Origin of the sequence: Robiginitalea sediminis (genome assembly GCF_002198115.1) — a bacterium.
Taxonomy (GTDB): Bacteria; Bacteroidota; Bacteroidia; order Flavobacteriales; family Flavobacteriaceae; genus Robiginitalea; species Robiginitalea sediminis.
The window spans coordinates 454,900-468,329 of record NZ_NGNR01000002.1 but is presented as its reverse complement, the minus strand read 5'-3'; the positions used below and the strand labels follow the sequence as shown (position 1 = coordinate 468,329).

The 13,430-nt window shown below is 54.2% G+C and carries 11 protein-coding genes; 4 read left to right on the top strand and 7 right to left on the bottom strand.

The features are described 5' to 3' along the window. The first annotated feature begins 57 nt into the window (after positions 1-57). A complete protein-coding gene (locus CA832_RS08270) occupies positions 58-471 on the top strand; it encodes a thiol-disulfide oxidoreductase DCC family protein (RefSeq protein WP_088341106.1) in 414 nt (137 codons plus the stop codon). A 1-nt stretch (position 472) separates the two neighbouring features. On the opposite strand, the gene CA832_RS08265 is transcribed toward CA832_RS08270, so the two are convergent. From CA832_RS08265 to aroC, 5 genes are all read right to left on the bottom strand, one after another. Beyond that, on the bottom strand, positions 473-1,645 hold the full coding sequence (locus CA832_RS08265; RefSeq protein ID WP_088341105.1) for a flavohemoglobin expression-modulating QEGLA motif protein: 1,173 nt from the start codon (positions 1,643-1,645) through the stop codon (positions 473-475). Next, the gene (locus CA832_RS08260) at positions 1,642-2,442 is read right to left on the bottom strand and encodes an N-formylglutamate amidohydrolase (RefSeq protein WP_317042271.1); all 801 of its coding nucleotides are present in this window, start codon (positions 2,440-2,442) and stop codon (positions 1,642-1,644) included. The genes CA832_RS08265 and CA832_RS08260 overlap by 4 nt, the downstream gene beginning before the upstream one ends. A 16-nt stretch (positions 2,443-2,458) precedes the next feature. Continuing rightward, a complete protein-coding gene (gshB, locus tag CA832_RS08255; protein ID WP_088341103.1) occupies positions 2,459-3,490 on the bottom strand; it encodes a glutathione synthase in 1,032 nt (343 codons plus the stop codon). 13 nt (positions 3,491-3,503) lie between these two features. Further along, positions 3,504-4,832: a dicarboxylate/amino acid:cation symporter gene (locus CA832_RS08250; protein ID WP_088341102.1), complete on the bottom strand. Its 1,329-nt coding sequence runs from the start codon at positions 4,830-4,832 to the stop codon at positions 3,504-3,506. A 62-nt stretch (positions 4,833-4,894) separates the two neighbouring features. Continuing rightward, complete coding sequence (aroC, locus tag CA832_RS08245; RefSeq protein ID WP_088341416.1) at positions 4,895-5,959, bottom strand: chorismate synthase; 1,065 nt, start codon at positions 5,957-5,959, stop codon at positions 4,895-4,897. Between the two features lie 211 nt (positions 5,960-6,170). Between aroC and CA832_RS08240 the strand changes: the two genes are divergently transcribed. Then, on the top strand, positions 6,171-7,046 hold the full coding sequence (locus CA832_RS08240) for a UDP-2,3-diacylglucosamine diphosphatase (RefSeq protein ID WP_088341101.1): 876 nt from the start codon (positions 6,171-6,173) through the stop codon (positions 7,044-7,046). Here CA832_RS08240 and CA832_RS08235 read toward each other — a convergent pair. Further along, a complete protein-coding gene (locus tag CA832_RS08235) occupies positions 7,023-9,935 on the bottom strand; it encodes an FAD-binding and (Fe-S)-binding domain-containing protein (RefSeq protein ID WP_088341100.1) in 2,913 nt (970 codons plus the stop codon). The genes CA832_RS08240 and CA832_RS08235 overlap by 24 nt on opposite strands. Before the next feature lie 90 nt (positions 9,936-10,025). Between CA832_RS08235 and CA832_RS08230 the strand changes: the two genes are divergently transcribed. Then, positions 10,026-10,517: a hypothetical protein gene (locus CA832_RS08230; RefSeq protein ID WP_088341099.1), complete on the top strand. Its 492-nt coding sequence runs from the start codon at positions 10,026-10,028 to the stop codon at positions 10,515-10,517. A gap of 90 nt (positions 10,518-10,607) precedes the next feature. Continuing rightward, positions 10,608-11,720: a TlpA disulfide reductase family protein gene (locus CA832_RS08225; protein WP_088341098.1), complete on the top strand. Its 1,113-nt coding sequence runs from the start codon at positions 10,608-10,610 to the stop codon at positions 11,718-11,720. A gap of 56 nt (positions 11,721-11,776) precedes the next feature. Here the strand turns inward: CA832_RS08225 and CA832_RS08220 are convergent, their stop codons facing one another. Further along, positions 11,777-13,405: an LVIVD repeat-containing protein gene (locus tag CA832_RS08220; protein WP_088341097.1), complete on the bottom strand. Its 1,629-nt coding sequence runs from the start codon at positions 13,403-13,405 to the stop codon at positions 11,777-11,779. Positions 13,406-13,430 lie beyond the last annotated feature (25 nt).

The following is a 13,430-nucleotide window of genomic DNA, read 5'->3' as shown; positions in this document are numbered from 1 at the left end:
CCACCCCTGCAACCTACCAGCATCCGGGAATAGGCTTTCTGGCCTTATCTTTGCACCATGGAAATCCCAACAGGTAAAAAACTGATTCTCTTCGACGGGGTGTGCAACCTTTGCAACCGCTCTGTCCAACTGGTGTTAAAGCGCGATACCCGGGATGTTTTCCGCTTTGCTCCCCTGCAGTCGGAATGGGGCGAAAAACTCCTTGCAGCCCGCGGTATCGATCCCAGTCAAACGGATTCCATCGTCCTTATCGACCCGGGGGTAGCGTATTATATCAAGTCCGATGCTGCCCTGGAAATCGCCCGGGACCTTAAGGGCTACAGGGCACTCCCGTTCCTTTTCGGCTGGGTTCCCCGCATTCTCAGGGATTGGGTCTACGATCTGGTGGCCCGCAACCGCTACCGGTGGTTTGGAAAAAAGGAGCACTGTATGATACCTACTCAGGAGGAGATGGCAAAGTTCCTACAGTGATTTACTTCAAATTATTAAGGATAAAATCCAGGGTGGGATTGGTGTTCCTTTTCTCCCGAAAGGAAAGGCACTGATGGGGACCTACCGTAGCCAGGCCTAGTTTTTGCAAGTATTTGATCTGGCTTTCAAAGTCCATGGCGACCTTGCCTGAGAGCAAGGTGTCCATAGGCTCCTCACTGAGGTACCGCTGGTAGATTTTCCGCAGGCCGCTCAGGTATAGCCGGTCCTTGGTAAACCCACCTCCGCGATGCGCCCTAAGGGTAATGTTGAACGCCGCGTCCCGGTTGAGTTTGTACTGGTTATGGATCAGGTCGAAGGTATCGGCAAAGCTATATCCCTTACTTAAGCTGTCGGAGGCCAAAACCCTATATGCCAATTCTTTAAGCCTTTTAAGAGTCAGCGCCCCTCCCATGTATTCACTGAATACCGCCAACCCCTCCTGGGTTTCCACGTTTTTGGGCAGGCCATTGGAAAAAATCTTCAGCGGTTGGGCCAGACCGTTAAAGGTGGTGACCAGGTGGACTCCAATCTCATGGTGGGCCAGGGTCAGGAGTTGGTTGTCGCTGAACAGGGTATTGCGCTTTATCAACAAGGCCTGCCTGCTGTTACTCACCATGGCTTCTGCCGAAATATGGGTCGAGAACTGGATATTCAGCGGAAAGGGATAGGCTTTGGCGAAGTCGGCGAAATACGCCTGAGCTTTTTCCGGGCTGTGTTTCTTTTCCATGTCCCCGGACACCGGTTCATCCTCAAAATGCAGGATAAAACGGGCATTTTCCACATCCCGCTCCCTGGGGGTCCCATAAACTCTCAGCGAATTGTAATAGAACCTTTTGGTGCTTCCGATGGTCTCAATGCACTGCACCATATTGGCGTAGAAGTAGATAACCTCCTTATAGAGTTCTCTGATGGTATCGTCCTCGATTTTGTCTAACCGGTGGGCAAAGAAGAGGCGGTGGAGTTTGTAGGGGTCGAATTTTAGTTTCGGGTACTTAAACTGGGGGGCTTCCGTGTATTTGGAGGCAAAAAACCGGTGTTTTTCCTTTTCCGCATTCAGGGGATTGATGTACTGGAGCAGCTCGATGCGCCGAACCAACCGGTCCAGGTGCGTGTCTATTTCCAGTAAGCGGGCATACTGCTTTTGGAGGTCTGGGTGCAACGGGGTTTCCGTCATAAGATCTGCTGGAATTCCTGAAGCTGCAAAGGTATCAATTCTTTTAATTGGCGACGGGCAGCCGCTACAACTTCCGGAAAAATAACACCGGTATGCTCATCGCAATACACTTTGGCGATTTCGGTGGCCATCACCAGGGTGTTACTGAAAGTCGCTGTGAGGTATTTCAGAAAATATCCGTTCCCGTAAAAGGTATCGTTGATTAATGCTGTTGGCGGGATATCATGCGGAAGCTCAATCTGCGAAAGCCGGGCCCTCCAGGATTCCATTATACCGCCAAAGCGGGCATTGTCGATGTTGGAGGTGCCCAGGTTCCAGGTGGGTACGGGCCGGTCCCAGCGCTTCCAGTTGTAACTGTGCATATCCACCACAAGTACTGCCCCGTGTTTTTCTTCCAGCTTGGCCACCAGCGCGTGGACCACCTGGTAAAACCTATGGTGCTTCTCAAGACTCTTTGCCCGCTCTGCGTCAGGTAGCTTTCCCTTCCACAGGGCCTTGCCCCAGGCATCTTCGTAGACGGCAGTCTCGGGCGGTCGGTTAAGGTCGTATTCAAAACGGCTGTCGCACCCCGCGATTACAATAGGGTGGTCCTGCACCATTTCCAGGGTGCAGGGGTCCTCTTCGTACCAGCGTTCATATGCCGTATGGGTGCAGTGCTCCCAGAGCGACCTGCGAAACTGGTGGCCGTCGTGTACAGCCCCGCAAACATAGGGGGCGTAGTCCTGAACCCGGATTCGGAACGAATAATCCTCGGCAACGGCTTCGAAGGGCTTCTCGGCGCGTATCAGGCCGATCATTTCCCGGGGGGTTAACCTATGCATCCTCTACTTCCTTCCGCAGGCGGGAGCGCCTGTCGAAAGCCTTGAGTTTGTCCATTACCTTGCTTTCCACAAAATCGATCACACGAGCCTGTATCTTGGTTTTATAGGTCTTGTTCATGTAGGTGATCCCACCCGGGGACATGACATTGACCTCCACCAATTTCCCGCCTATAACATCGATTCCCACAAAAAACAACCCGTCCTTTACCAGTTTGGGGCCAATCTGGCGGCACAGGGCCTTTTCCTGTTTGGTAAGCACGTGTTTAGCCACAGACCCGCCGGCCGACACATTGGAACGGTGGTCGTCCGAGCCAGGGATCCGCCTCATGGCACCTATCGGCTCCCCGTTTAGCAGCAGGATGCGGATGTCCCCCTTATCCGCCCCCTCGATATATTCCTGGAGGATGACATAATTGGAGGTGCCATCGGCATTGCTGATGTAGAAATCCAGGAGGGAATTAATGCTGGACATGGCCGATTTCTCAATAAGGATAACCCCAGAGCCCCCGAAGCCGTTCAGGGGCTTTAAGATCATCTTATCGGACTTCGACTCCCGGATTTGCCGGATCAGGTACGTCTTGTTCTTGGAGACGTGCGTGGCTGGGATAATATTGCTGTGACTATCCCCAAATGCCGCCGTATAGAGTTTGTTGTTTGCCTCCCGCAACCCCTGCAGGGAATTCATGATAAAGACATCGTCCTTAACCGAATCCAGGAAGTTGAGCATAAGGGGGTCCAGGGGCGGATTTGCGCGCATAAAAATGACATCGAACCCCGCAAGCGGGAGCATTTCTTCCCGGATGGTGGCCTTTTTGTAAAAAGCTTTCAAACTGGCTGGTACTTTATCCATCCGGTTGATCACTGTACAAAAGGCATTGGTAACACTGTTGCGGATGGTCAGGTTGGCGGGCGTACACAGGGCTACCCCATGGTTGCGGCGCACGCATTCGTGCAACAGGGCCAGGCTGGTATCGTTTTCCGGGTCGATCTCTTCCCAGGGATACATAAGGAAACAAATGTTCATGGCGGTCCGGTTTTTATTTCACTTCGTCCAGGTGGTCGTCCCAATTCTTAACCTTGGGTTTTCCTAATTTACCCACAGATTTAGCCACCAATACCGACACGGTGGCATCGCCCGTAACATTTACCACCGTCCGACACATGTCCAGCGGGCGGTCTACAGCGAATATCAATGCCAGGGCTGCCGGGTACAGGTCCGGGGGAAACCCTATGGATTCCAGGACTATAACCAGCATGACCATCCCCGCACCCGGTACGGCAGCAGAGCCGATGGATGCGAGCAAGGCCGTGAGGATAATGGTGAGCTGGTTGGCAAGGCCCAACCCTTCGGGCCAGAGTACCTGCATAATAAACACGGCAGCCACGCCCTGGTACAGGCTGGTGCCGTCCATGTTGATTGTGGCGCCTACAGGCAGTACAAAGCTGGACACTTCCTTATCTACCCCAATATGCTCCTCTACCCGTTCCATGGTAACCGGGAGGGTAGCCGCACTGGAACTGGTGGAAAAAGCCAGCAACTGGGCCGGGCTGATCCTGCTCAGGAACGTCCAGGGGTTGTACCGGGAGAACGAGGCCACCACAATGCTGTAGAAAACGATCATCAGGAGCAGGCCAAGGACCACTACCCCGGCATACTTCAGCAGGGCCAGCAGGAGGTCCGGGTCACCGGAGGTCACCACCACGTTGGCCAATAGGGCAAAAACGGCCACAGGTGCCGTAAGCATGATCAGGTCCACCATCTTAAGCACCACTTCGTTCAGGGAATCGAAAAAGTCCTTTAGTGGCTTGGCATCCTTTTCGCCAACCAGCAGCATGGAAATGCCCAGAAAAATGGTAAAAAAGATGACCTGGAGCATGAGCCCGTTATCACTTACCGCCTGGAAGGCATTGTCAGGAACCATATCCACCAGGAATTGCAAGGGCCCGCGCTCCTTCTGCCGTGTTGCCTCTTCTATTTTGGAGGTTACCCCTGCATCGGCCCCGTACGTCTGTTCCAGCTGGGTAATGGTATCCTGGGAAATGCCGCTGCCGGGTTCCAGGACGTTGACCAGTAATAACCCGATGGTAATGGCAACCACCGTGGTCGCAATATAAATGACAATCGTACGCAACCCGATATTCCGGAACTTGCTGATATCCTTCAGGTCGGAAATCCCCTTGATGAGCGATGCCAGGATAAGGGGGATGGCAATGAGTTTCAGGAGTTTGACGAAAATGGTGCCAAAGGGGTTGATCCAGTCCTGAACAAAACCGGCACCCCACTCGGGGTAGGTCATGACAAAACCGAAAACGATGCCCAGCAACATCCCGATAAGGATTTGCCAGTGCAATTCGAGTTTCCGCATAGTGTTGGTTTTAGGATTGGGAAGATACTATTTTGACGGCAATCCCCCCAAAAAGGCGGCCCTTATATCCGGGAAAGCCGGGAGAGCAAATGGAAGTCTGCTATGACCAGGGCTGCCATGGCCTCCACAATGGGTACGGCCCGGGGCACCACGCAGGGGTCGTGTCTGCCCTTGCCCTGAACAGATCTGGGATTGCCTTCCCGGTCTATGGTATCATAGGCCTGTAAGAGGGTGGCTACGGGCTTAAAGGCGACCCGGAAATAGATATCCATCCCGTTGCTGATTCCGCCCTGCACCCCTCCGCTGTAATTGGTTCGGGTACTCCCGTCTGTATTGAAGGCGTCGTTGTGTGCGCTACCCTTCATGGTACTGCCCGCAAAACCACTCCCGTATTCGAAGCCTTTAACCGCGTTGATGGACAACATGGCCTGGCCCAGGCGGGCGTGGAGCTTATCGAAAACGGGCTCCCCCAATCCTTCCGGCACATTGCGGATGACGCAGTCTACCACGCCACCCACGGTGTCTCCCTCCTTCCGGATGGCCTTGATATGGCTTTCCATCTGTGCAGCCATTTCAGGATCCGGGCAGCGCACCGGGTTGCTTTCTGTGAGGGAAAGGTCCAGCTCCTGATAGGGCTTTTCCAGTGCCAGGTGGCCAACCTGGGAAACATAGGCCGAAATTTCAACCTCAGGAACCAACTGTTTGGCTATGGCGCCGGCCACAACCCGGCATACCGTTTCCCTGGCCGAACTCCGACCCCCGCCCCTATAGTCACGAAAACCGTATTTGCGGTCATAGACACGGTCTGCATGAGACGGCCGATAGGTCCCCGCCATATCGGAATAGTCCTTGGACTTCTGGTTGGTGTTTGGGATTACAAACCCAATAGGTGTGCCTGTGGTACGGCCTTCAAACAGGCCGGAATAAAACGTAACCTGGTCCGGTTCCTTGCGTTGGGTCACGATTGCCGATTGCCCTGGGCGGCGCCTGTCGAGTTCCTTCTGAATGGCTTCCAGGTCCAGTTCCAACCCTGCAGGGCAGCCGTCTATAACGCCGCCAAGTCCTGGTCCATGGGATTCCCCGAAGGTAGTCAGCCTGAAAACCGTTCCAAATGTATTTCCCGCCATAATTCCTTTATTGGTAAACGGCAGACCCCTGCGCGTCTGCCCCAAAGGTACTTTTTCGTCTGCTGCTTGCCAAAAGACCGCAAATAATATTGGCTTAACACTGTACTGTTTTCCCTTAAACCTCCCTTAACTTAATGATATTCGATTCTTGATTTGGCGGAAACCAGCATTTATACCGGGCGTTCTAATTTTGCCCTATACCGCAAGCGCTTTGAAAAAAAGAAAAATCGATGTTGCCGTCATTTCGGATGTCCACCTGGGTACTCCCCAGTGCAGGGCCGAAGAGCTTATTGCCTACCTGAGCAGCATTGAGCCGGCTACTCTGGTACTCAATGGCGATATTGTGGATGCCTGGAACCTGAACAGGGACTTTTTTCCCCCTGCCCACGTAAAAGTCCTCAAGAAGTTCATGAGTATGGCGGCATCGGGAACCCAGGTGTACTATCTTACCGGTAACCGGGACGGGGTAATCCGAAAATTCATCGGGAGCCGTATGGGGAACTTCCAGGTCAGGGATCGCCTGGTTTTAAACCTCAATGGCTGCAAAGCCTGGATATTTCACGGGGATATTTTCGATTGGTCCCCACAAAAAACCCGGTGGATGTCGCGCCTGGGGAGTTTTGGATACCGGTGCTCCGCCTGGATGAACCGGCTGCTAAACCGCCTGCGGAAAAAGCTGGGCAAAAATCCCCATTCCCTGGCCCGGCTGCTGCGCACCACGGATTCCAACCGGGCGAAGGCGCAGGAATTTCAGCAAACCGCCGTGGACCTTGCCCTTAGAAAAGGGTACACCTATGTGGTTTGCGGCCACACCCATCAGCCCAGGAAAGAATGGTCAGAAACCCCTAAGGGCAGATGCCTGTACCTGAACTCCGGGGATTGGGTGGAAAACCTCACGGCACTTGAGTTTGCCTTTAACCGGTGGAAGCTTTACCGGTACCAGGAGGACAAACTTTCCCCCTTCTTTGCCGATGAGGCGCTCAAGGAAATGGATTTCAATGCCCTTATGAACTCCATTATGGATCCGAAAGGATCTCAGAAACAGGAGAAAGCCAAAGACGGTTTAGAGGGCCAGGGCTTCCAGTAAAAGGGTTACCGGGTGCTGGGCCTTCCTGCCCGTACCATCGAAAATCTGGTGCCGGCAACTGGTGCCGTTGGCGGCCAAGCGTACCTCGGGAGCAGTACCTTCCACGGCGGGGAAGAGTTTGAGGCGTCCTACCTGCATACTGACCTCATAGTGCTCTTTCTCGTAGCCAAAAGACCCGGCCATCCCGCAACACCCGGAAGGGATAATACTCACGGTGTAGTTCTCCGGCAAATTGAGGATATCAAAAGTTACCTTTTGGTTAGAAAGGGCTTTCTGGTAACAATGGTTGTGGATTTTCACCTCCCGGGCCTGGCGGGTAAACATTTCCCGTGTAATATGTCCAGCAGCTGCTTCTCCGGCCAGGAACTCCTCAATGAGAAATGCGTTGGATGCAATAGCTGCTGCATCCTTGGCAGGTAACCCAAACCTTTGGTATTCATCCCGGAAAGTCAGGATGGCCGAGGGCTCCAACCCCAGCAAAGGGATATCGTTTTGTGCAAGGGCCAGCAGTTCAGACTTGTTCCTGTGCGCCAATTCTTGGGCCTGTTTGAGGAAGCCTTTGGAGATAAAAGTGCGCCCGCTTTCAGCGAACAACAGCTGCACATCGTACCCCAGGCGGAGCAGCAACTCCATGGCATCCCGTCCCTGGCTGGTATCCAGGTACCGGGTAAACTCATCGATAAACAGGGCTACCGGGCGGCCGGAGGGCGGGTGATTTTTACGAAGGCGGTCCAGGGCCTTATCAAAACTAAAACGAGTTACTTCAGGAAGACTCCTCTCACGCGCTACCCCAAGTCCCTTTTTCAGAAGGCCGCCCACCAGTCGACTTCGGAGTAAGGGGTTCACCAGGGGCGCCATCCGGCTGTTGAGGGCGTTGATCCGTGTGTTATAGGCAAAAAGTCTGCTGCGCAGGGAGGCGCCATTGGCCTTCTGGTATTGGTAGGTGAATTCCGCCTTGAGCGTTGCAACATCCACATTGCTGGGGCATTCCCTGGCACAGGCCTTACAACTGAGGCAAAGGTCGAATACCTCTTTGAGCTCCTGCCGGTCGAACCGGTTGGCCTTGCCCGGGTCTGCCAGCATTTCCCGAAGTGTATTGGCCCTGCCCCGGGTGGTGTCCTTTTCCCTCCTGGTGGCCTGATAACTCGGACACATGGCACCGGACATGGTATGAGATTTGCGGCAATCTCCGCTGCCATTGCACTTCTCGGCCGCCCTAAGGATGCCCTGGCTGTCGGAAAAATCCAGGAGGGTTTCTATCTCCGGTTCTTCCCGATCGGGCTCATACCTGAGAGAGCGGTCCATGGGATAGGCATCTACGATTTTATGCGGGTTGAAAATCCCTTTCGGGTCGAAGGCCGTCTTGATCCGTCTGAGTAACTGATAATTGGCCTCCCCGATCATTAGCGGGATAAATTCGGCCCGGACGATCCCATCGCCGTGTTCCCCGCTGAAGGAGCCTTTGTACTTCTTGGTCAGGTGTGCCACATCTGTGGTAATGGCCCGGAAAAGGCGGACATCTTCCGAATCCTTGAGGTTCAGGATGGGTCTGAGGTGCAGCTCCCCTGCCCCGGCATGCGCGTAATACACGGCTTGTTGCCCGTAACCCTCCATGATCCGGGTAAATTCCCCTATAAAATCTTTGAGTTTAGGAAGGGCCACAGCCGTATCCTCTATGCATGCCACCGCTTTCCGGTCCCCAACCATATTGCCTAGCAGGCCCAGCCCTGCCTTGCGCAGGTCCACCGCTTTGCGGATGTCATCCCCCCTGAGGACAGGGGCGGCATAGGACATCCCGCTTTTCTCCAGGGTAGCGAGCAAAGAACCTACTTCCTGCTCCAGCACCTCCGGGGAATCGGCCCGTACCTCCATCATGAGCAGGGCTGCGGGATCCCCTTCCACAAAAAACCGGTTTTCGAGTTGTTCCCGGTTATTCCGCGTACAATCCAGGATCACCTTGTCCATCATCTCACACAGATACAGGGGGTGCTCCATGGCGGGGACTACATCGGCCAGGCTTTTTTCGAGGGTCTCATAGTGGGGAACCACCATGGCTGCGTGTTTAGGCGGTATGGGGTCGAGGGCCAGGGTAATTTCCGTGGTCAGGGCCAGAGTGCCCTCGCTTCCGCACAACAGGGACGAGAGGTTCAGGGTGTCCTGCCCTCCCCCGAAAATGCTGGCCTCCAAAAGGGCATCCACGGCGTAACCCGTATTGCGTCGGTGGATGTCGGCCTCGGGGAATTCTCTTCTTATTTCTTCCCGTATATCTCTGTTGGAAAGCTCTTTATGTAAAGTTTTGTAAATAGTAGATTCAAAACTGGAACCTTTGCATTTTTCTTCAAATTCCGTCTGGTTCAGAGGCCCGGTTTCCACGGTGCTTCCGTCCGCCAGCAGCACCTTCAGGCCGATTACCTTATCCCGGGTTACCCCGTAACGGATGGAAGTGGTCCCGCTGGAGTTATTGCCAACCATCCCGCCAATCATGCATCGGTTGGAGGTGGAAGTGTTGGGTCCGAAAAACAGCCCGTACGGCTCCAGGGCGGCATTGAGTTCGTCCCGCACTACCCCGGGCTGTACCCGGACCCGACGGTGTGCTGCATCGATGTCCAGGATCCGGGTAAAGTGGCGGGAAACATCAACCACTATACCCTCCCCCACGCATTGGCCTGCAAGGGAAGTACCCGCTGTACGCGGAATAAGGCTGGTGCCATAGCGGTCTGCGAAAGCAATCAGGGCCTTCAGGTCCTTTTCATCCTTTGGGTAAGCCACCGCCGTGGGAACCATACGGTATACAGAGGCATCTGTGGCGTACAGCCCTTTATGCAGGTTATCCCAGTAAAGTTCCCCGGACAGGGAGGCCGAAAGCTCCCGGAGCAGATTTATTTCCAAACGGACAATTTTAGGGGCTAATTTAAGTTTTTATTAGCGGGCAGTAGGAGGACTTCTGCCTATTTTTGTTTCACCCTAAAACAGACATATATGAAACTGATCCGAATTTTCACCATCCTGTTTATGTTTACGGCATCCGGGCTTTTGGCCCAGGATATCGCAGACCACGCCCTGGGCCTGAGGCTGGGAGACAGCGACGGCTTCGGGGCCGAAATCTCCTACCAGAAATCCATCGCACGCTATAACCGGGTGGAAGCCAACCTTGGCTGGCGCGATTCCCGGAATTTCGATGCCTTCAAGCTCACCGGGGTATACCAGTGGGTACACCAGTTAGACGGTAACTTCAATTGGTATTACGGCGTGGGCGGCGGCCTGGGCAGCGTAGACTTCGACCCGGGCTTTACCGACGAGGACGGAGGACTCTTTGTATTCGGAGCCGGGGACATCGGGATCGAATACAACTTCGACATCCCCCTTCTGCTTTCCCTGGATTTCAGGCCGGAAATAGGCCTTATCGGCTACGATGGTTTTTCGGATAATTTCGACTTCGATATAGCCCTCGGGGTCCGATACCAGTTTTAAGAAAATCAAAAGTAAAATGAGCCCCGGAAGATTCCGGGGCTTTTTCGTTCTTGACGAACTACCTACCTTTACACTCGTAAATTCGATTTTATGAAACGTGCATTTGGCCTTCTGGCCTCACTCGTCCTTCTGGCATCCTGTGGGGAGGGCACTACCGACGGATATCGCATCAGCGGAACACTTTCCGGGGAGATAGAGGACGGCAAACGGGTTTTCCTGCGCCGGAGTGACGAAAACCTGCAGACTGTGGATGTAGATACCACAGCTATTCAGGGAGGTACCTTTAGCTTCGAAGGCGCCATTGAACAACCCGAATTGTACTACGTTTTTGTGGAAGGCAGCAGGAGTCCCGTCCCCCTCGTCCTGGAGAAAGGCAGCGTGGAGCTCCGCGGCCACGTAGACAGCCTCAGCCTGGCACGCGTCTCGGGGACCCCACAGAACGAGGCCTACTCCGAATTCCTTTCAGAGGCACGGGAGATGTCTTTACGCCGCATGTCCATGAATCAGGACCTGAATGCAGCCGTACAACAGAATGACTCCGCCATTATCACGGCACTGCGGGACGAATACTTCGAACTTCAGGACCGGCAGTTGGCCTTTGAACAGGATTTTGTAGCCAGCCACCCGGAAGCCCTTATTTCTGTCCTGATCCTAAACCGGCTTTTGGAGGGGGAACTTACCCCGGTCCAGGAAATCAAATCGTTATACGCAGCCCTGGACCCCTCAATCAAAGAAACCCACCATGCCCGAACGCTGGCCGAGGTTATTGCACGCGTGGAAACTACTGCCATTGGCGCTACGGCTCCTGATTTCAGCGGACCTTCGCCCGATGGCGAAACCCTCAGCCTTAAAGGAAGCCTGGGCAAGGTAACCCTGGTCGATTTCTGGGCTGGGTGGTGCAGGCCATGCCGGGCCGAAAACCCGAATATCGTGCAGGTGTATAACCAGTATAAAGACAAAGGGTTTCAGGTAGTGGGGATTTCCCTGGACCGGAATGAAACCCAGTGGAAAGAAGCCATTGCCAAAGACGGCCTGGTTTGGCCCCAGATTTCCAACCTGCAATACTTCAACGGGCCCATCGCCCAATTGTACGGCATTCGCGCTATCCCCGCCAGTTTCCTGCTGGATGAAAACGGGGTGATTATCGCCAAAAACCTGAGGGGTCCTGCCCTGGGAGCGAAAGTAGCCGAATTGCTACCCTGAATAAAAAAAACCGCGGGAAGACCCGCGGTTTTTCTTTTATCCTTCCATTACTCGCTTCAGAACTTGTTCCGTACATCGCGGAAGTTCCCATTAATGGTAACCTCCCCGAGTACCTTCACCTGCCCGAAAATATCGATGGCGGAATCCTCACCCAGGAATTCCAGGGTGGCCCCGTCATTGAGTATGAGATCTCCGTAAATGGTGACATCCCCCTCTATGCGCAGTACGGCGCCTTCATTGACTGTTATGTTCCGCCTGCGGGTAAACCGCCCAACGGCCAGGGTGCCAAAGAGGTCGAAATGCCCGCCAGGCTGGAGATTTACGCTGTTAGATACAGTCCATGCCCCACATAGGAGCAGTTCTCCCCCGATATTCATATTGTTGAGGCGCTTGGCGCCGCTGAAGGCTGCACTTTGCCCGCTGTTGACGATCATTTTGGAACTGCCGTCGTATTCCGGCAGCCCTTCGCAGGCTCCGGCCAGGCTTTCGGATGGCCGGTGGATGCGGATGACCTGCAGCCCGCCTTCTCCTGTGGCCGCAAAAACATAATCGTCCCGGGAGGCCACATAGTTTACCGAGCCCTGGAGCTCTATGATCCCTACAAGGCGGGTCTGGTCCCCTTCAAAGGCCGAAAGACACATCCCGGCCCCACCGTTGGCCATAAATACGGCTTCCTCGTTAGCCACCACGGCGTTGGTGACCACATCGGCCTGGTCCGTACCATCCGGATGAATAGGGATGGGAAGATATTCCAGTAGGTTCCCGGTGGCGGCATCATATATGCCGGCACCCTGTGCAGCTTCTGCTACCATGATCCTGCCTTGCTGGATGTCCAGGGTTTTCTTGGTTGCCAGACCCAGGTCTGTAGTGACAGGCACCAGGGAGGTTTCGGTAAAATCCTGCTGGAGGAGCCGAACCCCGCTGCCCGCATCGAGCACCGCAAAGCCGGCATCGGTAGCCGCCATGGAACGGGCATCGGCCACAAAGGTTTCCCCGAGTTTGGTAAGGTCTGTTTTGGAATAGGCGGTTATACTCCCTTCCTTCCCGCTGCTCACCAGGATCCGGTCTGCCTGTACCAGCACATCGGTGGCGTTATATCCCTCCTGGAAACCATATAGGATTCCGTCGGTACTCAGGCGTCCGCCCGAGGCCGGGATCCGGGCCAGGAAGGAGTTTGCGGTGGCGGTTACAGAAGTTTCGGCATTTACACCTCCTACGGCATAGATATAACCGTTCTCGTACTTAAGGGCATTTACATCTGCGTTCAGGTAGAAGAGTCGGGAAGTAACCCTGGGGTTATGGGGATCGGAAATATTGACGATGTCGATTGCGCCATAATAGTCTTCCCCTACAGTATTATAGGCTACATAGGCATAATTACCATCGAGTTGCACATGGGAAGCCGTCAGGTTGTCCCCGCTCCTGTACGAGGGAGGGGAAACAGAGGCTACCAGGGTCAGGGGGTAATCGCCGGCCACGTCTGCGGCCTTGCCGGAGACTCCATTTTCATCGAAGATATCCAGCACCCCGGAGGTGCCGAAAGAAACGGCCCCATCCAGCACGGCTGAACTGTTTTCCAGAAATACTTCATCCTGGAGCTTATCCTGGTAAATCGTGGTCTCATCGCTACAGGCGTTGAGTACTAATGCCCCTATAAGGGCATACCTTAGCTGTTGGAATTTCATAATCAGGTTAATGGTGATTCGGTAA